The organism is Metabacillus bambusae (genome assembly GCF_017497975.1).
Taxonomy (GTDB): Bacteria; Bacillota; Bacilli; order Bacillales; family Bacillaceae; genus Metabacillus; species Metabacillus bambusae.
Map to the genome: position 1 here is coordinate 14,434 of NZ_JAGDEL010000012.1, position 22,487 is coordinate 36,920.

Consider the following 22,487-nt stretch of genomic DNA (forward strand, 5'->3'; position numbering starts at 1 on the left):
CAAGATATATAATAAGGATATATTACGATATTAAAGACAAATTTCATAAGACGAATCCATTCTATTGACACACCTATTCTGTAGGTGTATCTTAGTATAAGCAATTTTCGGTGTCGGGGGGATAAGCTTGATAACAACTTTGGATCATACAATAAAAGAATATATACAACATGCATTGGAAGAGGCAAAACAAACGAATCAATCGGTGATCGTTAGCCATATTAAAGAAGTGGATGCAATTGACCCCCTCCATTTTTTTGCCTTAGGTGAAGAAATATACTTAGGAGAACGTTTCTTTTGGTCTACGCCAACTGCAGATTTTACAATGGTAGGTTTAGGAAACGAGCTTGTGCTTGAAAATGAAATTCACACATCTGATCGGTTTCAGAAAATTGAAAAAGAATGGAAGCGTTTTAATAAGAAGGTAATTGCAGATCATAAGAAACAAGTTGGGACAGGCCCTCTTTTATTTGGTGGTTTTTCTTTTGATCCAATTAAAGAAAAGGATGAGCTTTGGGATGCATTTTCTGAAGCAAAATTTGTATTGCCTACGAATATGTTAACCGTTTTTAAAAACAAAACATATATCACAATAAATAAATTAATTACACCAATGGATCACTTGGACACGTGTATCAAACATTTCGAGCAGGTAGGTGAAAAGGAATTTACTCTGTTTCCTTATCAAATAGATTGTGAAAAAGGTAACGAATTCGCCTCGATCGAATTAAAAACAACTGAATGGGTAGAAGCAGTTCAACGAGCAACGGCTGATATTCGAGCTAGTGAAATAGACAAGGTAGTGTTAGCGAGAGAAGTTCATCTAGAATTTACTGAAAGAATCGATCCATATCAAGTAGTGGGGCGTCTACAAAAAGAACAACCTACAAGCTTCATTTTTGAATTCGAAAATGGTCTTCAGCATTTTGTCGGTGCTACACCTGAGAGATTAATTAAAAAAGAAGAAAATCAAGTTCTTTCTACATGTCTTGCTGGATCAATTAAAAGAGGGAAAACAAAAAATGAAGATAAATTGCTCGGTAACCAGCTATTACATGATGATAAGAACTTAATAGAGCATGATATTGTTGTGAAAATGATTAAAGATGCGTTTGAACATTGTTGCTTTGAGGTAAGTGCGCCTGAAGCTCCTGCTTTATTAAAAACAAAAAATATCCAACATTTATATACACCTGTTAAAGGCTTTGCAAAGAAAGGTCATACTTTGCTTTCTATGGTTGAAAGGTTGCACCCTACTCCAGCTTTAGGAGGATTTCCAAAGGAAAAGGCGATCGAAAAAATACGAGAACTAGAACCTATGCATAGAGGATGGTATGCTGCACCTGTTGGATGGATCGATCATGAAGACAATGGTGAATTTGTTGTTGCGATACGTTCGGGGTTGATTGAAGGCAACCGAGCAGCCTTATTTGCGGGTTGTGGTATTGTAGAAGAATCTGATCCAGAATCGGAATACTTCGAAACAAAAATGAAATTAAAGCCAATGTTATCAGCGTTAGGAGGGGTAGAAAATGAATGAAGTTGATTCATTTACACAGTATGTAGCAAGCTTTGTTGATGAATTAGTAAGCTCTGGTGTAGATAAGGTTGTTATTAGTCCAGGTTCACGCTCTACACCCTTAGCTATCCTAATGGCAGAGCATCCAGAGCTTAAGTGTTACATTAATATTGATGAGAGATCAGCAGGCTTTTTTGCACTAGGGATCGCCAAGTCGCAAAAAAAGCCTGTTGCCTTGCTTTGTACATCAGGAACCGCTGCTGCCAATTATTATCCAGCAATTGTAGAAGCACATTATGCTAGGGTTCCACTACTAATATTAACTGCAGACAGACCTCATGAACTAAGAGATGTTGGTGCACCTCAAGCAATCGACCAACTTCATATGTATGCTAACTACCCGAAATGGTTTGTTGACCTTGCATTACCAGAAGAACAACCTAATATGCTCCGGTATGCAAGAACAGTGGCAGCGAGAGCAGTTGGAACAGCAAAAACAAGTCCTGCTGGAGTAGTTCATTTAAACTTTCCATTTCGAGAGCCATTGATTCCTAATTTAAACATTCCTAACTTGTGGAGTAAACATGATTCAAGAAGTACCTATTTACATATATCACCGACAAATCCAATTTTACCAGAGGGTGAAATGGATAAAATTGCGAATCTTTTTGAAGAAACATCCAATGGCTTAATTATTTGTGGGGAACATTATGATCAGGAGTTTGTTGAGAATGTTCGAAAACTATCAGAGTATTTGAATTTTCCTGTTTTAGCAGATCCTTTGTCACAATTGAGAGCTGGTGTGCATAATAAGCGGGGGATTGTGGATAGCTATGACTCAATCTTAAAGGACAAAGAATTAGTAGAAGAGCTCAAGCCTGAAGTTGTCATTCGCTTTGGGGCAATGCCTGTGTCAAAACCACTTATGCTAATGTTGAAAAATAATCCTGATATTATCCAAATTGTCGTTGACCAGGGTGGAACCTACCGAGATCCAACGCTCAACGCTTCACACTTGGTAACATGTGATGAAAACGTTTTTTGTCAGAGCATAATCAGGAAAGTAAATAAAAAACAGGCTTCTCGTTTTTATCAATCCTGGATCCAAAGTGATAAGTTATATTGGGAAATGATAAACCAATTATTAGAACAAATAACAGAGTTGTTTGAAGGGAAAATTGTTCGAGAGCTTCAGCAGTTTTTACCAGATCGAAGCACACTTTTTGTAGGAAATAGCATGCCCATTCGCGATGTTGATACATTTTTTGGACATACTAACAAGGATATTACGATTATGGCAAATCGGGGAGCAAGTGGCATTGATGGGATCGTGTCGACTGCACTAGGAGCTAGTGTAGATGCGGAACAACCAACGTTCCTATTAATCGGTGATTTATCTTTTTATCATGATTTAAACGGACTTTTAGCTGCAAAAATGAACAATCTCGATCTAACGATTCTTTTGATTAATAACGATGGTGGCGGAATTTTCTCCTTTTTGCCACAGTCTAATGAAGAAAAACATTTTGAAACATTGTATGGAACGCCAATTGGTTTAGACTTTTCCAAAGTTGTTGACATGTATGATGGTTCATATCTAAAAGTCGAAAGCTGGGAAGAATTACATACATCTCTTCATTCAACCATGTCCAAGAAGGGTCTAAAGGTAATCGAAATACCAACAGATCGAAAAACTCGTGTCAAAGTTCATCGGGAATTGTTAGATCATGTTTCCCAGGAAATAAGAAAAGTGTTGAAATAATGAAAATAAGGGGCATACATTACCACGTAGATGTTTATTCTGAAGGAGAACCACTGGTTTTACTTCATGGTTTTACAGGATCTTCTCATAACTGGAAGACCGTTATGAATGATTTAAGGAATTGTACCTTTATATTGATCGACATTATTGGCCATGGGAAAACAGAAAGTCCTGAAGCTCCTTCTAGATATAGAATGGAGGAAGTTGTAACGGACATTGCAAGTATTTTAGACGAAATAAAGATCGAGAAAGCAAATTTCCTCGGCTATTCAATGGGAGGGCGGCTTGCTTTATCCTTTGCAGCAACCTATCCTAACAGAGTAAATAAATTAATTTTAGAGAGTAGTTCACCTGGTTTAAAGATTGTAGAAGAACGGGAAAAGCGGAAACTTAAAGATGAAAAGCTAGCTAGTGAAATTGTTAGAGAAGGTATCGTCAAATTTGTTGAAAGCTGGGAAAACATTCCGCTATTTGCTACACAAAAACGATTACCGATACAGCAAAGAAGTTTGATTAGGCAGCAAAGATTACAAAACTCACCTCTTGGCTTGGCAAATAGTTTGATTGGGATGGGGACTGGTGCTCAAGGTTCTTTGTGGGAAGAGCTTACGAATATAAATATTCCAGTTCTCCTCTTGTGTGGAGAATTAGATAAGAAGTTTTGTAATATAGCTAAAAACATGGACGAGCTTCTTTCTAAATCAGTCGTAAAACAAATAAATGACGCTGGTCATGCAATTCATGTGGAACAACCGCGAATTTTTGGTAAAATAGTAAATGAGTTTTTAAATACAGATGAGTCTGTTAACTAGGAGGATTAAATATGGCAATTGAATGGGTTACCGAACGCAAGTATGAAGAAATTATCTATCAAACATATAATGGAATTGCAAAAATCTCAATTAATCGTCCACACGTACATAATGCTTTTACGCCAAAAACAGTTATGGAATTAATTGATGCATTTGCATATGCTCGTGATGATGAGAACGTTGGAGTGATTATCTTAACGGGTGAAGGTGGAAAAGCATTTTGTTCTGGTGGAGATCAGAAAGTTAGAGGACACGGTGGATATGTAGGAGATGATCAAATCCCACGTCTAAATGTTCTCGATTTACAACGCTTAATCCGAGTAATTCCAAAACCTGTTATCGCAATGGTCGCTGGATATGCAATCGGTGGCGGCCATGTATTACATATTGTTTGTGACCTAACAATTGCTGCAGACAATGCAGTATTTGGACAAACAGGTCCGAAAGTAGGAAGCTTTGATGCGGGTTATGGTTCAGGCTATCTTGCAAGAATCGTTGGTCACAAGAAAGCTCGTGAAATTTGGTTCCTATGCAGACAATACAATGCACAAGAAGCGTTGGATATGGGATTAGTAAACACTGTAGTTCCACTCGATCAATTAGAAGCAGAAACAGTGCAATGGTGTGAAGAAATTTTGGAGAAGAGCCCAACAGCGATCCGCTTCTTAAAAGCAGCATTCAACGCTGACACTGATGGACTTGCAGGAATTCAACAATTTGCTGGTGATGCGACATTACTATACTATACGACAGATGAGGCAAAAGAAGGTCGTGACGCATTTAAAGAAAAGCGTACTCCAGACTTTAAGCAATTCCCTCGTTTCCCTTAATAAGCTAAATAATATGTGTTTGACAGCTTGATGATTAGCGACTCATCAAGCTGTTTTTATTAAAATTCTTTTCAAAATGTCTAGAGCCTTGAGTCTTGAATTAGTTTTTGTTTTAAAAGCAATCTCTTAGAAATCAGCCTTTTATTAAAGATTAAACAGAGAATTTACGCATTACTTATATTTGGTGGTGGAAACATGAATCAATTTATGCCTAATTGGTTAAAGCAACGTGCAGAGCTTACACCTGATCGACTCGCAATAAAAACAGATGAAGATGTGCTTTCCTTTCAGCAACTTTATACTAGAGTAAAACAACGTGCACACCTGTTATCATTATCTGGTGTTAAGTCAGGTCATCATACTGCAATATTAATGAAAAATAGTATTGAAATGGTTGAAACAATTTATGCGGTTATGTTTATTGGGGCAGTGGCTGTTATGTTAAACACTCGTCTATCAGATCATGAATTAGAATGGCAGGTTCTTGATGTAGAAGCAATTCATATAATTTGTAACCAAGTATTTCTGGATAAAATAAATGGTCTGAAGGACATGAAAAATATCATTGTAAGTGAAGATATTCATAAAGTAAATAATGAAGTACAAAGTGTCATAAATTTTGATGAAGATTATTCTCCAGACCAAGTAGCCACAATTATGTATACATCTGGAACAACAGGGAATCCGAAAGGCGTAATGCAAACATTCGGAAATCACTGGTCAAGTGCAATCGGTTCTGCTTTGAATTTAGGGTTACAGTCTAATGATCGCTGGCTGTTAGCAGTTCCACTTTTTCACATTAGTGGCTTATCAATTTTAATGCGTAGTGTGATTTATGGAATGGGGATTATCTTACTCGAACGTTTTGATGCTAATAAAATGAATGAAGCCATTATCCAGGATAAGGTTACAATTGTTTCAGTTGTTACAACGATGCTCCAACAGATGCTTGAAAAGTTGGACAAACAGCAATATCCTGATTCATTTCGTTGTATGCTTGCAGGTGGTGGTCCTGTCCCCAAAAGCTTACTTGAGGAATGTCAAAGACGACAAATCCCAGTCTATCAAACATATGGAATGACTGAAACCTCTTCACAGGTGGTCACTTTGACTCCTGAGCATAGTATGAAAAAGTTGGGATCTGCAGGAAAGCCATTATTTTCGTGTCAGATAAAAATTGTGAAAGACGGAAAAGAATGCCTAGCAAATGAAGAGGGAGAAATACTTGTTAAAGGTCCCAACATAACAAAAGGCTATTGGAAGAGAGCAGAAGCAACGGAAGAAGCTATTCAGGGTGGCTGGCTCTATACTGGAGACCAAGGATACAAAGATAACGACGGCTTTTTATTTGTACTTGACCGTCGTTCCGATTTAATCATCTCTGGTGGGGAAAATGTCTACCCTGCTGAAATTGAAGCAATATTGCTCTCACATCCTAAGATTAGGGATGCAGGGGTAGTCGGTGTTGAAGATGAAAAATGGGGGCAGACCCCATTTGCATTTGTAGTTTTATATGAAGAGCTATCTAAAGTAGAACTTGTAGAATATTGCAAAGAGCGTTTAGCCGCTTACAAAGTACCAAAAGATTTCAAGATAATGGATGAACTTCCAAGGAATGCGTCAAATAAGCTACTCCGTAGAGAATTAAAAGATTGGCTAAATAAGGGATGAAGCGATGAAATGATAAAAATTAAAACAGTCACGTTGCATCACATCATTCAAACTTTAAAAACTCCTTTTACCTCTAGCATTGGTCATGTTACCGATCGAGAGAGTATTCTAGTAGAAGTGACAGATCTTGATGGGATAAGTGGATGGGGAGAAGTTGTTGCATTCTCTACTCCTTGGTATACAGAAGAAACAATTTCTACAGCTTTTCATCTTTTAAAAGATTTATTAATTCCGTTACTAATGAAAGAATCCATTTCACATCCAGATCATCTTCAACACATATTTCACAATGTAAAGCGTAATTATATGGCAAAAGCTTCACTTGAAGGTGCGATCTGGGATTTATATGCAAAAAAACAAGGCGTATCTTTAGCGATTGCATTAGACGGTGAAAAGTCTGAAATTGAATGTGGAGTGGTTGTTGGTATATCCTCGATTTCTAAAATGACTGAGCAAATTAGCCAGTATGTAGAGGATGGGTATAAACGTTTTAAAGTGAAGATTTCCCCTGATCAGGATATTGAGTTAATTGAGGGGATACGAAAAAAATTCCCAAGCCTGCCTTTAATGGCGGATGCAAATTCTTCCTATTCATTAAATGATATCGACAGACTGAAAGAGCTAGATCAATTTGGGTTAATGATGATTGAACAGCCACTAGCTGCGGATGATATTATCGATCATGCGAAGCTCCAACAAAAGCTAACCACCCGTATTTGTTTGGATGAGAGCATTGTAACAAGTGAAGATGCTAGAAAAGCAATCGAACTTGGGAGCTGCGGAGTCATAAATATTAAACCAGGACGTGTTGGCGGGTTGTCAGAATCAAAAAAAATTCATGATCTTTGTAAAGTTAACAATATTCCGGTATGGTGTGGTGGTATGCTTGAAACTAGTATATCTCGTGCGCATAATATTGCACTTGCTTCACTTGCAAACTTTTCAATCCCCGGAGATATTTCTTCGTCCTCAAGGTACTGGGAGGTAGATCTCGTTTACCCAGAAATTAAAGCAGTAGATGGGAAAATAACAGTTCCTAGGGCTGAAGGAATAGGCTTTCATGTGCAAATGGACATTGTGAAAAAATATCGGGACTCAGTAACAGTAATTAAAAATTCTTACATTTAGTTTGAATTATTGAGTAAATTAAAAGTATATTTTTAACTGTGAAAATTAAAATATCAGTGTAAACTACAGATTAAAATGCAATTTCTTCAGGTGGTTAAAGGTCAAATTTAACCGTATACTTTTACTGAAAGGAATACTTTCAATATGTAAGAATAGTTTCTCTTTCTGCTCAGTATGCAATCCAGCCGTTAAGGCTGGATCTTTTTTTTGTCGATATAAAATAGTTGACAATGATGAAGATATGCATTAATTTTGTACTAGGGAAACTTTTTTAGATATATAAACAAAAAGTGCAATAAACTAAAATAGTGGCACATATACTAAAAAAGTTACATAAATTATTTCAATTACAATAGTTGAAAAAATTTTTTACAATAAAAGTTGCCTTAGGGAAACATCTTAAAGAATGAATGGAGGAGAAAAGGATGAAAAAGTGGTTTGCAAGTGTAGTAGCATTAGTAGCTATTTGCTTATTAGCAGCATGTGGTAGTGACCAAACAAATGGTGAAGTAAAAGACAAAGTTCATGTGACAACAACAACAGGTCAAGTTGCAGATGCTGTAAAGAGCATCGGTGGTGATAAAGTAGAGGTTGTTTCTTTAATGGGTCCTGGTGTTGATCCTCATCTTTATCAAGCTTCCCAGGGGGACATTCAAAAGTTAAATAAAGCAGACATCATTTTTTATAGTGGGCTTCATTTAGAAGGTAAAATGGGTGAAATTTTTGAAAAGATGGCTGATGATAAACCAACTGTGGCAGTTGCAGATTCCATACCAGAAAGTAAGTTGTTAAATGCAGATGGTTCAACATCATCACATGATCCACATGTATGGTTCGATATTCAAGCTTGGCTCTATGTCGTTGATTCAATTGAACAAGAGCTTACAAAACTTTCACCAGAGAATGAAAAACTGTTTAAAGAAAATGCATTAGCTTACAAAAAAGAGCTAGAAGAAATGGATCGATATGCAAAAGAACAAATTAAATTGATTCCAGAAGAAAGTCGAGTACTTGTCACTGCTCATGATGCCTTTAAATATTTCGGTCAGGCATATGGACTTGAAGTGATGGGATTACAGGGATTAAGTACAGATTCAGAATATGGATTAAAAGATGTTCAAGCACTAGTTGACACATTAGTAAATCGTAACATTAAAGCTGTATTTATAGAGAGTAGTATTTCGGAAAGATCGATTAATGCAGTTGTTGAAGGTGCTCAGAAACAAAACCATCAAGTTGTCATCGGTGGAGAGTTATTCTCAGATGCAATGGGTGAGGAAGGAACTGATGAGGGAACATATATCGGTATGTTTAAGCACAATGTTGATACGATTGTTTCATCTTTAAAATAGGTTCTGTTAAAGCTGATTGTTGTTTTTTTGAGCTATGTTGATTGGAGAGAAAGGCGTGACGACTCCTGTGGGAAAAGCGAGTCAAAGGGAGACCCCACAGGCGTAAGGCGCCGAGGAGGCTCCCGGACCGCCCGCGGAAAGCGAACGCCTCTCACTGCAATCAACAGTCAAGTTTAACAGAGCTTTAAAATAAGGAATGAGAAAGCAAAATTAAGGGTGGTGTTCTATAATGATTCCTGTTCAAGTAGAGAATTTAACGATAGCTTATCACCAAAAACCTGTCTTGCAGGAGGTAAGCTTTGAAGTTCCTGAGGGTAAGTTGATTGGGATTATCGGACCAAATGGTGCAGGGAAATCAACATTAATTAAGGGTATTTTAGGATTAATCCCAACGGCCTCAGGTGAAGTTACGATATATGGAAAAACATATAATAAGCAACGTAAACTTGTTGGCTATGTTCCCCAACGTGGTTCTGTTGATTGGGACTTTCCAACAAATGCATTAGATGTTGTGTTAATGGGGAGATATGGTCATATTGGTTGGTTGAAACGACCGCGTAAAAAGGATTTAGTGTTTGCGAAGGAATGTCTTGATAAAGTAGGGATGCTGGAGTATGGAAATCGCCAAATAAGTGAGCTATCAGGTGGGCAACAGCAGCGTGTTTTCTTAGCAAGAGCTCTTGCACAAGATGCAGATGTGTATTTTATGGATGAACCATTTGTAGGTGTTGATGCTGCGACGGAAAAAGCGATTATTGCTTTGCTAAACGAGCTTAAGGCAAAAGGTAAGACAGTTCTTGTTGTTCATCATGACTTACAAACCGTTAAGGAATATTTTGATTGGGTTTTGCTTTTAAATATGAGAAAGATTGCCTTCGGACCAACGAAAGAGATATTTACGATCGAGAATTTACAAAAAACGTACGGTGGGAAACTTACGTTTTTACAGGATCAATCTGTGTTGATTGAGGAGACATGATAGGGGTGAAGTAAAAATGCTTGAAGCAATTCTTTTACAACTTCAAAATCCAAATACACAATGGGTATTAATTGGTACAATGCTTCTAGGTATTGCAAGTGGTGTAGTTGGAAGCTTTACCTTGTTAAGAAAGCAAAGTTTAATCGGTGATGCGATGGCACATTCAGCATTACCAGGGGTTTGTATCGCATTTCTTTTGTATGGATCGAAATCATTAATTTGGTTTTTAATTGGAGCTGCAATTGCGGGCCTTGTCTCATCCTTTTTCATACAAATGATTATTAATCACTCTCGAATAAAGGAGGATTCAGCATTAGGAATCATTATTTCCGTTTTCTTTGGTTTTGGGATTGTTCTGTTAACATATATTCAGCACAATGGAGCGGGAAACCAAAGTGGATTGGATGACTTTATTTTTGGGCAGGCAGCTTCCATGGTTGCTGCAGACGTTCGCTTAATTTCGATCATTGCCTTTATTTTGATTACAATTACAGCCGTTTTTTATAAAGAGTTTAAATTATTAACCTTCGATCCTCAGTTTGCAAAAGGGATTGGTATTCCTGCAAAATTTTTTAACAGTTTGTTGCTTTTACTTATTGTTTGCTCAGTCGTCATTGGACTACAAACTGTTGGGGTTGTTTTAATGGCAGCTATGCTTATCACACCTGCAATTAGTGCGAGGTATTGGACAAATAAGCTTAGCTACATGATTATTATTTCAGGTGTCATTGGAGGGCTTTCTGGTGTTACGGGGACTTTGCTTAGTACGATCACAGAGGGTATGGCAACAGGCCCCCTTATTATCATTTCAGCAACCTTAATGTTCCTTTTTTCGCTCATTTTTGCCCCGAAAAGAGGATTACTTGCCAAGGCATTGAAACAACTTTCCTTACGAAAGAAAACGGCAGTTGAACAAATATTATTGAGCTTTTATGATCTTACTGAAAGTGGGAATTATCAAGGAATAACGGATAAACAGCTTCTTCAAAAGAGAAAAGTGTCAACTAGGCTTTATCAATATGCAAATGATGTCTTACAAAAGAAAGAGTATATTACGAAATTAATTGATGGGAAATGGATGCTAACAGAACAAGGGATAGAAGCTGGCTATGAGCTTGTTTTGAATCAACGATTATTTGAAATGTATTTAATGCACGAAATGGAGTTTGCTTATTTAAAGCTTAAAACGAAGGATGACCTAAATCTAAGTTCTATTTCTATGGAAGTAAAAAATCGGCTTTTTAACTTATTAACATTACACGATCGAACACCTTTGTTAATGCCAAAATCATCTAGTGCTGAAGATAGGAGGATGATGATTAATGACTTATGATGCTTGGATCATCGTTACAGGATCATTAGTTTCTATTACTTGTGCGATGATTGGATGTTTTTTAGTTTTACGTAAAATGGCGATGTTAGCGGATGCGATTTCTCATACAGTATTATTAGGAATTGTCGGTGGTTTTTTAATTACTCGTAGTTTAGAGGGACCTTCGTTATTAATTGGTGCTGTAGTTGTAGGACTTTTAACGGCATTACTTGTGCAAGTGCTAAGTGGTAAGGGGGTTCAAGCAGATGCCGCAATTGGTGTTGTCTTTACGTCGCTTTTTGCAGTTGGTGTTATCCTCTTATCGGTGTTTGCAGGCAACATCCATTTAGATGTTGATCATGCTTTAATGGGAGAAATTACGTTTATTCCTTGGGATACATTAGAGTGGAACGGGATGGATTTAGGACCAAAAGCAGTTTGGTTATTATCCTTCGTTTTTCTAGTTAATTTACTAATCATTGTCCTCTTTTATAAAGAATTTAAGATAAGCTCCTTTGACCCGGAGATGGCTGTGGCAATAGGGATACCTGTTTTATTCATTCATTATTTACAAATGGGGATGCTCTCCATTACTACAGTTGCTTCATTTGACAGTGTAGGTGCGATATTGGTTGTTGCGATGTTAATTGTTCCTGCATCAACTGCATATTTGTTAACAGATAAGCTGCTTTATATGTTATTTATAAGTGCAGGAATCGGAGTGGTTTCTGCGATAGGTGGTTATTACATGGCTACTTTATTAAATGTTTCAATTGCTGGTGCAATGGCAACCTCTACAGGAATATTGTTTGGGTTTGCATTTTTATTCTCTCCAAAGCATGGATTACTTGCTAAGAAACGCGCACAGCAAAAGCTTTCTAAAATAAGTAGTGGCCAAAGTTTAAGTAGTTAAATTTAAGGCTGACACAATAAAAATGTCAGCCTATTTGAAGTTACTCCATCAAACCATACTCTATGGCACTATTAGCCACAAGTCCATCTACATCATGGGGAAGGTCATCTAATGATCCAAATTCATAATCCCATAAGTTTGTAAAGGAATTGACGTACATTGGAAATGAGTCAGCACTCGAATTTTTCACATCGCTACGAAACGAATTAAGTAAGCTTTCCTTCAACATGATTACCCCCTTAGGATTTCTATAGATAGTTTGTGAAAAATAAGAAAAAATATGTAACCTTTTGAATAAAAATGAAAATCATTATCAATAATAAAAAGGGATGAACGAGTAGTTGCAGCTACTCGTTCAAGGTTGAGCTTAAGCTTCAGATGGTTCGAACGTTTTGCAATCAGTTTCTTTGCTGTTGCTAGCTTGCTCTCCCGTATGACTAACTACATAGATTGCATCAGCTTTACACTTGTTGCCTTTTGCCCAATAATTACAGTTATTCACTTCACATAATACATCTTGTGCCATGTATAAAACCTCCTTACTTAAAATGAGTTACATCATTAGTCTGCCATTTTCTACGTGTTTCATACCCATTTGTGTAGTGAAAGTAACATGAAAAACGTCGCGATATGCGACGTTGAATTTTAAGATTCATTTTGCTTCATATAACGCTTATCCTTCATAAATAGCTTCCAAAAGTAAACAAACCCTGGAAATAGAATGAGGAATCCGACAATATAAGTGATAAATAAAGCTCTAAATGTATTTGGATGAGTAAATCCAGATTGAATTGTCACATCAGGATAAATCATGTACGGTAAATGTGCTCTGCCATAAGCAAAGCTTGCAAGTAAATATTGAATTGTCACTGCAATAACAGCTAACCTTGGTCGACCAATACGGTGGTTATGTTTAGCGGATGGTAAAAATAATGCTGTTCCTGCAATAAAAAATGAAACAACTGAACCAATTAGATAAGGCATATAATCTAACATATTTGTATAAAGCCAATTCGCTTCATTTTTCAATGTTAGCATAATGAATATTGCCATGATCAAAGAAATTGGACCAAGAATAAGTGCATCACGTCGATAAACTCGGTATGCTTCTAATTCATCTGCAACATTTGAATAATCTGCAAGTAATAAAGAGGATAGGAAAAGGGTACTACTTACTGCAAATCCGATAAAGGCATATGTATTCGGGCTAGTTAACAAAGCATCAAATTTTAATTGATGAACATCGTTGATAACTTCAATATAACCACCGTGAGTAATTGGAAGCACTAGCATCAATAAAGCGGGAATAATAAAGCCTGAGATTCCAGAAACATATGTTAAAGCTTTTTCATAATCCTTTGCTACATGGGAAAATACTAAAAATCCACTTCGTAATGCAAGTAAAATTAAAATAAAGCTTCCCGGCAAAAGTAAAACCGTCCCAAGAATAAATGTTGCCCCAGGAAAAAAGCTAACGAGCGCAATGACGATTGCTACAATAAATACATTGGTTACCTCCCAAGTTGGTGAGAGATAACGATTTGCGATATTTGTTGCATTTGTCTTTTCTTTATTTATATAAATCATTGACCAGAAACCCGCGCCAAAATCCATTGTTGCCATTACGGCATAAATAAAAACAAAGCCCCATAATACCGTAATGGCCAGTAATGAATCTGCTGTCATATTGATTCACACCTTCTCTTTAGATTAATAAACACTCATACTTCCATTAGGAGGTAAATCACCATCAAGTTCGTTTTCAACTGGATGTCTTTTAAAGTAATATTTAAGGACAAGTAAAACTGCCACCCCTAAAATCACATAAATCAATGTGAATAGAATAAATAACACGCCAATTTGGGTTGATCCTGTGACAACATCAGCTGTTTTTAAAATTCGGTAAATAACCCATGGCTGTCTCCCTGTACAAGCAAAAATCCAGCCAAACTCAATTGAAAGGAGTGATAGTGGTCCTGCGATTACAAAGGCAAACATAATAGGCTTTGGAAAGTGTGTTTTTTTCAAAAGCTTATTCCAAACAAATCCAACCATCGATAAAAAGATTAAAAAACTTCCAATTAATACCATTCCATTGAAAAGGGTGTGAACAAATAAGGGAGGCCAATATTCTTCAGGGAAATCATTCAATCCGATTACTTTTGTTTCGAAGCTATTACCTGCTAAAAAGCTAAGGGCCCAAGGTATTTCAATCCCGTATTTAATTTCTTGCGTTTCCTTATCAGTAAAGCCGCCGATTGCAAGTGGTGCATAATCTTGTGTTTCGAATAATCCTTCAGCAGCTGCAAGCTTCTCAGGCTGATATTCATGCAGCATTTGTGCAGATTCATGTCCATTTAATGCAGTTAAAAGTGAAAAGATCCCTCCAATAGCAAGGCTTAGCATAAGAGCTTTACGATGGAAGCTGAATACTCGTTGGTTTTTTCTGTTTTTTAGCATTTTAAAGGCAGAAATTGTACAGATGATAAAGGCACCAGTCATATATGCTGATACGGCAACATGTGCAGCGGAAATGAAGAAGCTGGGGTTAAAGAATGCAGCCCAAGGATCAACATCAACTATTTCACCATTTTCAATCCGAAAACCAGCAGGAGTACCTTCAAAGGCATGGACATTCGTAATTAATACAGCTGATGCACTAGCACCTAATAACACAAGAGATACACTTAAAATCCTCATTTTTGGAGAAATCCGATCAGCTGCATACACATAAATCGACATAAACAATGCTTCTATAAAAAACGCATAGATTTCGATTTGAAATGGTAAAGCCATTACTTTCCCGATCACTTCCATAAAGCCAGGCCACAATAATGCAAGTTGAACACCCGCAATTGTTCCGGTGGGTATAGCTACACCAAGTAAAACTGCTTGACCCTTCGTCCATCGCTTCGCCATAATTGCATAGTCATGATCTTTCGTTTTTTGATAAAGAAGCTCTGCACACAAGATCATTAACGGTAGGCCAACACCTAATGTGGCAAAAATGATGTGAAAGCCCATCGTGGTCCCAAAGAGTGAACGTGCCAATACTAAATCATCCATCAAGATCCGCCTTTCTATTTCTTACCTATGTAAGCACACTTAGTGTCCACTATTTTCTAGATAATATTCTTTTTTCCTATTTTGGGAAAAACCAGCTTATGAATAAACAAAAGCTATTGGTGCCTATTTAGCGACAAAGAAAAAAGAGCACGAGCGTTGGATGTTGACTTAGCTTATATAGAGGGAGTGCTGCTGGATGTCAAAGCGCTTATCCTAAGTACAAGAATTTTATGATTTTCTAAACAATAAAAAAAGTGAGCGAATTTCGCTCACCATTTTACTCTATTTACTTGAAAGTGCCTTTTTCAATGTTTCTAGGTTTTTTTTCATAATGCTAAAATAATCTTCATTATTTTTAATATCTTCATCTGTCACTGTCTCTAAGTTGCTTAATGTTAATGCTTCGGCACCGATTTGCGCTTGAACAATATCTGTAACATTACTGCTAACATTTGATTCAAAGATAACATAGTTTATTTCATGCTCTGTTGCTGTCTCAATTATTCTTTGTAATTCTTTTTGTGAAGGCTCCTCAGTAGGCGATAGTCCAAGTACACTAATTTGTTTAATGCCATATCTCTTTTCCCAGTAGCCATATGCAGCATGTGAGACGAGAATTTCTTTTTTATCTGATTGATTAACTACATCTTTAAATGACTTATCCAAGTCTTCTAATTGTGATTTTAATTGTTGGAAATTTTCTTCAAATGTTTGTTTGCCATCAGGATGTAATTCGACGAGCGCATTTTTAATATTTTCAGCTAATGTAATAGAAAGAATTGGATCAATCCAAACGTGTGGATCAGTGTCACCATGATCATGTTCTTCTTCGTGAGTATCTTCCTCATCAACATGTGCTTCATCTTCATGAGTATCTTCTTCTACTGTATGAGCTAAAAGTTCAATTCCTTCTCCAGCATTAATAAAGGCAACATTTTCTTTTGCTAATGATTCTTCAATTTGTTCTGCAAAGCTATCAATTCCAACACCTGAATAAATAAAGCCATCAGATTTAGCGATATCAACCATTAATTTAGACGTAGGTTCGTATGTATGGGCATCTGCTCCTGGTGGTAAAATGCCTTCCACTTCTACTAAATCTCCGCCAATTTTCTTTGTGAAATCCTCTAAAGGATAGATTGTTGTATAGATTTTCAACTTGTTAGAATCAGTTGTTTCCTCGTTTGTAGATTGTGTGGAAGCATCGCCACCATTACAGGCTACTAGCGAAACGGCTATTAATAAAATAATACTTATAAGTAATGATTGTTTTTTCATTTTCTTTCTCCCTTCAATAAATCAGCATGATTACGATTAAGCCTTTTTTATTATATCTTAATCATTCCGTTTTGAGAATATGTTTTTTAATAAGTTGTTCAAGATACATGCATAGTATTAGCTATATGTTGATTTGGTTTGCATTATTTTTAAAAAATGAGTAATCTAAACTATACAAACGAAACAAATAGTAATTATTACGATTTATATAATAGTATATAAATAGTGAAAAAACAAGAGTTATGATATATTTAGATAAATCAAAAAATACTGGAGGATTAACTATGAGAATCGTTGATGAAATTTTAGTTCACAATGAAAAGTTTGTGACTAACAAAGAATTTGTACAGTTTGAGACAACAAAGTTTCCAGAGAAGAAACTGGTAATCCTATCCTGTATGGATACTAGATTAGTTGAGCTTTTACCAAAGGCAATGAACATTAGAAATGGTGATGTGAAACATGTTAAAAGCGCTGGAGCGATTGTCGCCCATCCATTTGGGAGTATTATGAGAAGTATTTTGGTTGCTGTATATGAATTAAATGCTGATGAAATTTGTGTCATTGGCCACCATGATTGTGGGATGAGTAAATTAAATGCTGATTCTTTTCTAGGACATGCAGTTGAAAGAGGAATTTCAGAAGAAACAATAGAGACACTGAAATATTCAGGGATTGATTTAAATCGCTGGCTAAAAGGTTTTGACAAAGTAGAGGATAGTGTTCGAGATAGTGTAGAGCGAATCAAAAATCATCCACTTCTAGCAGAGAATATACCAGTTCACGGTTTGGTTATTGACCCTGCAACAGGGAAATTAGATGTGGTTGTAAATGGGTATGAAGATTAAAATTTTTTCTATGTTTCATTTGGAAAATAGGTGTTAACGATCATAAAGCAGTGGATTTCATAATCGAAATCACACTGCTTTTTTCTTACTTAATGAACGGCAAACGGTATAGAATATCCCCTGATAAAGGAAGGAGTAGAGATGTTTTTTCTATTTCTCGTTTTTTTCCGGAACAGGATCAACACCACCAGGATGAAAAGGATGGCATTTTAAAATCCGTTTTATCGTTAAATAACTTCCTTTGAACACACCGAAGCGGCGATATGCTTCTAACCCATAATGTGAGCAGGTTGGATAAAAACGACATGTTGGAGGCGTAATTGGTGAAATGAATTTCTGATAAAAACGTATTATAGCTATAAACAAATGCTTCATCTTAGCTTCATACTCTCCTAATCCTTCTTTTCTTTTAGTATACGTTTTTTTTAGTGAAAGCCAAGTTTTTTGATCTACGAAGTTGTGCTTAAGTGAATTTAACCCTAGTTGTTTCTCTTGATTAAGAAGGCTCTTTTCTAAAAGAATTGTTGCTTTTAAGACAAAAACTAATTCAGGTTGATTGGAGCGGAAAGCGAGCATCTGGAGAGGAAATCAACCACATTGTATTACTTGGTAAATAGCAGCAAAGTTTGCGAAAACAGCCATTAAGACAAACTACCTTGGTTAAAATGAATACGAATTTTGAGTTAATATGTTACAATGATAAAAGAATTTTACATTAGGAGTGAAGAGAATGCCTTCAGTTGAAAGCTTTGAATTAGATCATAATGCAGTAAAAGCACCATATGTTCGTCATTGTGGTGTTCATAAGGTTGGCAGTGATGGAGAAGTAAATAAGTTCGATATTCGTTTTTGCCAGCCAAATAAACAAGCGATGAAGCCTGATACGATTCATACACTTGAACATTTATTAGCATTTAATATCCGTGAGCATGCTGAAAAGTATAATCATTTTGACATTATTGATATTTCTCCAATGGGTTGTCAAACTGGTTATTATTTAGTTGTAAGTGGAAATCCAGAAGTAACAGAAATCATTGATTTATTAGAAGATACGCTTAAATCAGCTGTTGAAATAACAAAGATTCCTGCTGCTAATGAAACACAATGTGGCCAAGCGAAGCTTCATGATTTAGAAGGTGCTAAACGTTTAATGCGTTTTTGGCTTGAGCAAGATAAAGAAGAATTAGCAAAGGTATTTGGATAAGAACAAAAGCGTAAGTGCCCGTTTAGCGATGTATGAACTTGAGCTGGATGATAGACTGTTATCCAAAGTACAAGAATTGTCCTAAACGATAAAAAATCGGTGTCCCTTTTGGGAACACCGATTTTTTAATCTTTACGATAACTTAAACTAGCAATGGCATCATGTAAATGAATAGATTCTTCGTTGCGGCATTCAACTGTAAATGCTTGGACAAAATCCAATTCATATAAATCAGCAGCAACTAGTCTTACCATATCTTCAACAAATCGTGGGTTTTCATAGGCTGTCTCTGTTACCATCTTTTCATCAGGACGTTTTAGTACAGGATGAATCATCGCACTCGCATTTGATTCTGCAGCGTTTAATAAAGCTGCTTTCCAATCTTTTTCCTCAATGTAATCTTCGGTGAACTCCACATTCATGGTTACATATCCACGCTGGTTATGTGCGCTATATTCACTTATTTCTTTAGAACATGGACAAAGGGTTGTAACAGCACACGTTAAAGAAGCAGAACTAATAAATCCAACATCTTCAACATAGGAAACGGAAATTGTTGCATCTGCATGGTTTAAACCAATTAATTCAGAGCTTGGTCCTTTACGCTCGTAAAACCATGGGAATGCTACTTCAATGCTTGCATCTTTTTGTTTAAGACGTTCAGCAAGTTCTTTTGTGAAATCATACAGACTTTTAATAGAAGGGGTAAACCCTCCATTTTGACGATATGTTTCAAGCTGTTCCGTAAATCGACTCATATTTGTTCCTTTTGAATCATGGAAGATTTTACTAGTCATTTTAAAACTAGCTATCGTCGTTTGTTGTGTAGGGTTTAGATCAGATTTTAACATAATAGGATGTTTCACATTGCTAATTCCTACAGAGTCTATAGTAAAAAGGAAGTCCTTTTTAGCATTTTGTAAATCTGGCATTTGTTCCTTTTCAGTAGGTTTAAGTTTTAAACCTGGTTCAACAGAGCCAAATAGCTTATGACGTTCCTTTTTCGGTGGCAAGTTTATCTTTCTTGTCATCATGGTCTCCTCTCACTTACTCGATATTGAGAGTATACTGTATGAAGATAGGTAACATCAATGATTATATCTTGTAAATTGTCGAAGATTGTAAGAATTTTTATTATATTACCACTTCATTGAATGTAATAAGACTTGACCCTTTTATAACTATTAATTTGAGAGATGCAATTCGATTTCTCTTTCAATAAAAACAAACACATTTATTAATCTATTTGTCCAATCTTTCTTAATTAAAAGGAAGTATAATATATTAACTCTTTTATATACGTTCTCTTGTCAAATTAGCAACAAACCTCAAGGGATAGCAAGGATTAGTCAACGATTGATATGGAAAATAATAATAAGGGAAGTGGTTGATTAATTTGGGAATAATAGGTAACCTTCAATTTGATTGGATAATCAATTTATTAAGAGGGAAGGAGAAGAAAAATCCGCAAAAAAGCAAATTATTTTTAGTGTTATCTCTCCATAGATCTGGGTCAAGTGCAACAGCTGGGGTGTTACACCATTTAGGCGTCCATATGGGGGACAACTTATTGGATGCAGATTATTCAAATCCAAAAGGACATTTTGAAAATCTTGACTTTCTAAAAATAAATGAAAAAATCCTTGCCTCTGTAGGTGCAAAATGGTCTGCACCACCTTTAAGAGAAACAATTATCTCTTCTAACTTTTCTAAATGTGAAATCAGGTCGTTCTTACTTAATCAAAAAAAACCTATTTGGGGATTAAAGGATCCCAGAACCGTCTTAACATTTGATATTTGGAAATCACATTTAGAAGATATTGCCGATGTTACTTACGTGTTTGTTTGGCGTTCCTTAGAAGAGTCAGCTCAATCGCTTGCTAACAGGCATAAATACGATTTGATAGCTGCAAGAGAGATTTTAGCTGCTTACTTTGAAAACCTAATGTACTTTCGAGAAAAGCTTGAAAAGGAAAATAGAGACATTATTGACGTTCAGTTTAATAATCTTTTGGATAGACCAGAAGATTTTATTAAAGAAATTAATCTTAGAATAAATCAACCGTCTGATCATAATCTTGATGTAATTAAGAAGTTTTTAGATAAACGATTAAAACATTTTTAAAATATTATAAATGAATTGTGTTAGTCAATTTTAAATAAACATACCTATACTAACAAAGGATTAATAGGGTAAAAACCAACCAACTAATAATGGTTGAGTGAGACTAGGGACCGTTCCCTCTGGAGGTTCAATAATGAGTGAAGATATTTTACAGGATGACTTCTCTAAACAATCTATTCCTCATTTTTTGATTATTGGTGCCCAAAAATGTGGGACCACTTCTCTTTATAACTATTTAATTCAACATCCTCAAATAATTCCTGCTTTAAGTAAAGAGGTACATTTTTTTGATATCTACTTTGAAAAAGGTATGGATTGGTATCGCAATCAATTTCCCTCGTTAGAATCTAAAAGATGGATTACAGGGGAAGCTAGTCCATACTATTTATTTCATCCACATGCACCTAAAAGAATCCATCAATTCATTCCGAAAATAAAATTGATCGTTTTATTAAGAAATCCTGTTGATAGAGCATATTCCCATTATCATCATCAAGTCCGGATGGGAACAGAACCGTTATCTTTTAATGAAGCCATAAAAAAGGAAGAGTCAAGATTAAAACCGGAACGAATAGAAATTTTGAAAAATGAAAATTATCACAGTCCAATCTATCAGAATTGTTCTTATTTGGCGAGGGGGCGCTATGTGGAGCAATTAAAGAATTGGATGAATTTTTTTTCAATGGAACAATTCTTGATAATAAGAAGCGAGGACTTCTATTCAAATCCGACATTAATCTTTCATCGTGTTTTGGATTTTTTAGGCGTACAAATGCTTGAGCTCAAACAGTATACAAAACATAACTTTGGTGATTATCCAAAGCTAAATTCTCAATTTAGAAATGAACTTTTGACTTATTTTGAGCCTTATAATCGAGAGCTTTATGATTATTTAGGTGTTGATTTTGGTTGGGACAAATAAAACGCTTAACAAGATAAACTGTTAAGCGTTTTACGAAAATGGTATATTTTAGGCTTTTTGAATCTGTTTTTTCTCTCATTTATCTATCTATCATCATGTGTGAATTAATGGTAAATATGTTCCGAAAAGCTAAGTTCTATATAACAGGACGTGAATTAGGTTCCCAAATAAATAAATCACCATATTTAAATGTAGCGTTATTATCGACACTTCCAGTAATAGTAATCCCAGAAATATAAGGCACAATATTTAGATCGTTTGATCGTACAAGAACTTCGTACCGATCAGGAAAGAGAGCAGGAGTAATTTCTCGAAAATCCCCACTGCTTGGGGGAATTGTGAAAGTTTCATCAAATACAGTAGTCTTAGGTGATGTTGATGTGTCAAATAACAAAACTTGAACTGTTTGTGTATCTGGGGTTTTATTCATTAGATCAACTCGAACAGAACTAAGATTTAGTAATGTGCCACTTATTTGGCCTGTAGAGTATGCAAACATAAATCATAACCTCCCTTTTCTTATAATGTAATAACAATATATTAAAGTTTGCTTCTTTTCTCTTGTGTATGTATCTAGCAAAAAAAAATTTTAATAGTTTTTTGTATCTTAGCACATATGGAGACTTATTAGATCTAAAGTTTGGACGGGTATGTGGCCTTCTAAAGTGTCTTACCTTAGTAAATAAACCAGCATTTCTTATACAACAATGTGTAAAATGATAGGGTAAGAAAAAAGTTTCATCAGTGCAAAAATAGTATAAGCTAA

Annotated in this window: 22 protein-coding genes; 14 read left to right on the top strand and 8 right to left on the bottom strand. The window is 35.8% G+C overall.

From position 1 onward, the window contains the following. Positions 1-127 precede the first annotated feature (127 nt). The 10 genes from I7822_RS15785 to I7822_RS15830 all read left to right on the top strand — a co-directional run bounded on the left by I7822_RS15785 (position 128) and on the right by I7822_RS15830 (position 12,278). Complete coding sequence (locus I7822_RS15785) at positions 128-1,540, top strand: isochorismate synthase (RefSeq protein ID WP_207979883.1); 1,413 nt, start codon at positions 128-130, stop codon at positions 1,538-1,540. Further along, positions 1,533-3,281 (top strand): 2-succinyl-5-enolpyruvyl-6-hydroxy-3-cyclohexene-1-carboxylic-acid synthase, encoded by a 1,749-nt coding sequence (gene menD, locus I7822_RS15790; RefSeq protein ID WP_207979885.1) that lies wholly within the window; start codon positions 1,533-1,535, stop codon positions 3,279-3,281. The genes I7822_RS15785 and menD overlap by 8 nt, the downstream gene beginning before the upstream one ends. Further along, positions 3,281-4,093, top strand: coding sequence for a 2-succinyl-6-hydroxy-2,4-cyclohexadiene-1-carboxylate synthase (menH, locus tag I7822_RS15795; RefSeq protein WP_207979887.1), 813 nt, complete (start codon positions 3,281-3,283; stop codon positions 4,091-4,093). The genes menD and menH overlap by 1 nt, the downstream gene beginning before the upstream one ends. A gap of 11 nt (positions 4,094-4,104) precedes the next feature. After that, positions 4,105-4,923 (top strand): 1,4-dihydroxy-2-naphthoyl-CoA synthase, encoded by an 819-nt coding sequence (gene menB / locus I7822_RS15800; RefSeq protein WP_207979889.1) that lies wholly within the window; start codon positions 4,105-4,107, stop codon positions 4,921-4,923. 195 nt (positions 4,924-5,118) lie between these two features. Continuing rightward, positions 5,119-6,594 (top strand): o-succinylbenzoate--CoA ligase, encoded by a 1,476-nt coding sequence (locus I7822_RS15805; protein ID WP_207979892.1) that lies wholly within the window; start codon positions 5,119-5,121, stop codon positions 6,592-6,594. 9 nt (positions 6,595-6,603) lie between these two features. Next, positions 6,604-7,722: an o-succinylbenzoate synthase gene (menC, locus tag I7822_RS15810; protein WP_207979894.1), complete on the top strand. Its 1,119-nt coding sequence runs from the start codon at positions 6,604-6,606 to the stop codon at positions 7,720-7,722. 425 nt (positions 7,723-8,147) lie between these two features. After that, positions 8,148-9,074 carry a metal ABC transporter solute-binding protein, Zn/Mn family gene (locus I7822_RS15815; RefSeq protein WP_207979902.1) on the top strand — a complete coding sequence of 309 codons (927 nt, stop codon included), beginning with the start codon at positions 8,148-8,150 and terminating at the stop codon, positions 9,072-9,074. Between the two features lie 229 nt (positions 9,075-9,303). Then, positions 9,304-10,053: a metal ABC transporter ATP-binding protein gene (locus tag I7822_RS15820; RefSeq protein WP_207979903.1), complete on the top strand. Its 750-nt coding sequence runs from the start codon at positions 9,304-9,306 to the stop codon at positions 10,051-10,053. A gap of 16 nt (positions 10,054-10,069) precedes the next feature. Then, the gene (locus I7822_RS15825; protein WP_207979905.1) at positions 10,070-11,386 is read left to right on the top strand and encodes a metal ABC transporter permease; all 1,317 of its coding nucleotides are present in this window, start codon (positions 10,070-10,072) and stop codon (positions 11,384-11,386) included. Beyond that, positions 11,376-12,278 (top strand): metal ABC transporter permease, encoded by a 903-nt coding sequence (locus I7822_RS15830; RefSeq protein ID WP_207979907.1) that lies wholly within the window; start codon positions 11,376-11,378, stop codon positions 12,276-12,278. The genes I7822_RS15825 and I7822_RS15830 overlap by 11 nt, the downstream gene beginning before the upstream one ends. Before the next feature lie 40 nt (positions 12,279-12,318). Here I7822_RS15830 and I7822_RS15835 read toward each other — a convergent pair whose 3' ends face one another. The 5 genes from I7822_RS15835 to I7822_RS15855 form a co-directional block, all read right to left on the bottom strand. Then, positions 12,319-12,507 (bottom strand): hypothetical protein, encoded by a 189-nt coding sequence (locus tag I7822_RS15835; RefSeq protein WP_207979909.1) that lies wholly within the window; start codon positions 12,505-12,507, stop codon positions 12,319-12,321. A gap of 138 nt (positions 12,508-12,645) precedes the next feature. Continuing rightward, on the bottom strand, positions 12,646-12,804 hold the full coding sequence (locus I7822_RS15840) for a DUF1540 domain-containing protein (RefSeq protein ID WP_207979911.1): 159 nt from the start codon (positions 12,802-12,804) through the stop codon (positions 12,646-12,648). A gap of 119 nt (positions 12,805-12,923) precedes the next feature. After that, positions 12,924-13,964 (bottom strand): cytochrome d ubiquinol oxidase subunit II, encoded by a 1,041-nt coding sequence (locus I7822_RS15845; RefSeq protein ID WP_207979913.1) that lies wholly within the window; start codon positions 13,962-13,964, stop codon positions 12,924-12,926. Between the two features lie 24 nt (positions 13,965-13,988). After that, a complete protein-coding gene (locus tag I7822_RS15850) occupies positions 13,989-15,344 on the bottom strand; it encodes a cytochrome ubiquinol oxidase subunit I (protein ID WP_207979914.1) in 1,356 nt (451 codons plus the stop codon). Positions 15,345-15,626: 282 nt separating this feature from the next. Beyond that, positions 15,627-16,622 (bottom strand): metal ABC transporter solute-binding protein, Zn/Mn family, encoded by a 996-nt coding sequence (locus tag I7822_RS15855; protein WP_207979922.1) that lies wholly within the window; start codon positions 16,620-16,622, stop codon positions 15,627-15,629. Positions 16,623-16,906: 284 nt separating this feature from the next. On the opposite strand from I7822_RS15855, the gene I7822_RS15860 reads away from it, so the two are divergent. Continuing rightward, positions 16,907-17,470, top strand: a complete 564-nt coding sequence (locus I7822_RS15860) for a beta-class carbonic anhydrase (protein WP_207979924.1) — start codon at positions 16,907-16,909, stop codon at positions 17,468-17,470. Positions 17,471-17,620: 150 nt separating this feature from the next. Here I7822_RS15860 and yidD read toward each other — a convergent pair whose 3' ends face one another. Further along, complete coding sequence (yidD, locus tag I7822_RS15865; protein ID WP_207980218.1) at positions 17,621-17,845, bottom strand: membrane protein insertion efficiency factor YidD; 225 nt, start codon at positions 17,843-17,845, stop codon at positions 17,621-17,623. Between the two features lie 355 nt (positions 17,846-18,200). Between yidD and I7822_RS15870 the strand changes: the two genes are divergently transcribed. Then, the gene (locus I7822_RS15870) at positions 18,201-18,674 is read left to right on the top strand and encodes an S-ribosylhomocysteine lyase (protein ID WP_207979926.1); all 474 of its coding nucleotides are present in this window, start codon (positions 18,201-18,203) and stop codon (positions 18,672-18,674) included. A gap of 125 nt (positions 18,675-18,799) precedes the next feature. Here I7822_RS15870 and folE2 read toward each other — a convergent pair whose 3' ends face one another. Then, the gene (folE2, locus tag I7822_RS15875) at positions 18,800-19,708 is read right to left on the bottom strand and encodes a GTP cyclohydrolase FolE2 (protein WP_207979927.1); all 909 of its coding nucleotides are present in this window, start codon (positions 19,706-19,708) and stop codon (positions 18,800-18,802) included. A 362-nt stretch (positions 19,709-20,070) separates the two neighbouring features. On the opposite strand from folE2, the gene I7822_RS15880 reads away from it, so the two are divergent. Both I7822_RS15880 and I7822_RS15885 read left to right on the top strand, forming a co-directional pair. Further along, positions 20,071-20,799 (top strand): sulfotransferase family protein, encoded by a 729-nt coding sequence (locus I7822_RS15880; RefSeq protein WP_243459496.1) that lies wholly within the window; start codon positions 20,071-20,073, stop codon positions 20,797-20,799. Between the two features lie 133 nt (positions 20,800-20,932). Continuing rightward, positions 20,933-21,721, top strand: a complete 789-nt coding sequence (locus I7822_RS15885) for a sulfotransferase family protein (RefSeq protein WP_207979929.1) — start codon at positions 20,933-20,935, stop codon at positions 21,719-21,721. Positions 21,722-21,857: 136 nt separating this feature from the next. Here I7822_RS15885 and I7822_RS15890 read toward each other — a convergent pair whose 3' ends face one another. After that, positions 21,858-22,220, bottom strand: a complete 363-nt coding sequence (locus I7822_RS15890; protein WP_207979931.1) for a hypothetical protein — start codon at positions 22,218-22,220, stop codon at positions 21,858-21,860. Positions 22,221-22,487 lie beyond the last annotated feature (267 nt).

Bases quoted from the DNA above. Each gene is read 5' to 3' on its own strand.
- menD (WP_207979885.1), top strand. From the start codon at position 1,533: ATGAATGAAGTTGATTCATTTACACAGTATGTAGCAAGCTTTGTTGAT.
- menH (WP_207979887.1), top strand. From the start codon at position 3,281: ATGAAAATAAGGGGCATACATTACCACGTAGATGTTTATTCTGAAGGA.
- menB (WP_207979889.1), top strand. From the start codon at position 4,105: ATGGCAATTGAATGGGTTACCGAACGCAAGTATGAAGAAATTATCTAT.
- I7822_RS15805 (WP_207979892.1), top strand. From the start codon at position 5,119: ATGAATCAATTTATGCCTAATTGGTTAAAGCAACGTGCAGAGCTTACA.
- menC (WP_207979894.1), top strand. From the start codon at position 6,604: ATGATAAAAATTAAAACAGTCACGTTGCATCACATCATTCAAACTTTA.
- I7822_RS15815 (WP_207979902.1), top strand. From the start codon at position 8,148: ATGAAAAAGTGGTTTGCAAGTGTAGTAGCATTAGTAGCTATTTGCTTA.
- I7822_RS15820 (WP_207979903.1), top strand. From the start codon at position 9,304: ATGATTCCTGTTCAAGTAGAGAATTTAACGATAGCTTATCACCAAAAA.
- I7822_RS15825 (WP_207979905.1), top strand. From the start codon at position 10,070: ATGCTTGAAGCAATTCTTTTACAACTTCAAAATCCAAATACACAATGG.
- I7822_RS15830 (WP_207979907.1), top strand. From the start codon at position 11,376: ATGACTTATGATGCTTGGATCATCGTTACAGGATCATTAGTTTCTATT.
- I7822_RS15835 (WP_207979909.1), bottom strand. From the start codon at position 12,507: ATGTTGAAGGAAAGCTTACTTAATTCGTTTCGTAGCGATGTGAAAAAT.
- I7822_RS15840 (WP_207979911.1), bottom strand. From the start codon at position 12,804: ATGGCACAAGATGTATTATGTGAAGTGAATAACTGTAATTATTGGGCA.
- I7822_RS15845 (WP_207979913.1), bottom strand. From the start codon at position 13,964: ATGACAGCAGATTCATTACTGGCCATTACGGTATTATGGGGCTTTGTT.
- I7822_RS15850 (WP_207979914.1), bottom strand. From the start codon at position 15,344: ATGGATGATTTAGTATTGGCACGTTCACTCTTTGGGACCACGATGGGC.
- I7822_RS15855 (WP_207979922.1), bottom strand. From the start codon at position 16,622: ATGAAAAAACAATCATTACTTATAAGTATTATTTTATTAATAGCCGTT.
- I7822_RS15860 (WP_207979924.1), top strand. From the start codon at position 16,907: ATGAGAATCGTTGATGAAATTTTAGTTCACAATGAAAAGTTTGTGACT.
- yidD (WP_207980218.1), bottom strand. From the start codon at position 17,845: ATGAAGCATTTGTTTATAGCTATAATACGTTTTTATCAGAAATTCATT.
- I7822_RS15870 (WP_207979926.1), top strand. From the start codon at position 18,201: ATGCCTTCAGTTGAAAGCTTTGAATTAGATCATAATGCAGTAAAAGCA.
- folE2 (WP_207979927.1), bottom strand. From the start codon at position 19,708: ATGATGACAAGAAAGATAAACTTGCCACCGAAAAAGGAACGTCATAAG.
- I7822_RS15885 (WP_207979929.1), top strand. From the start codon at position 20,933: ATGAGTGAAGATATTTTACAGGATGACTTCTCTAAACAATCTATTCCT.
- I7822_RS15890 (WP_207979931.1), bottom strand. From the start codon at position 22,220: ATGTTTGCATACTCTACAGGCCAAATAAGTGGCACATTACTAAATCTT.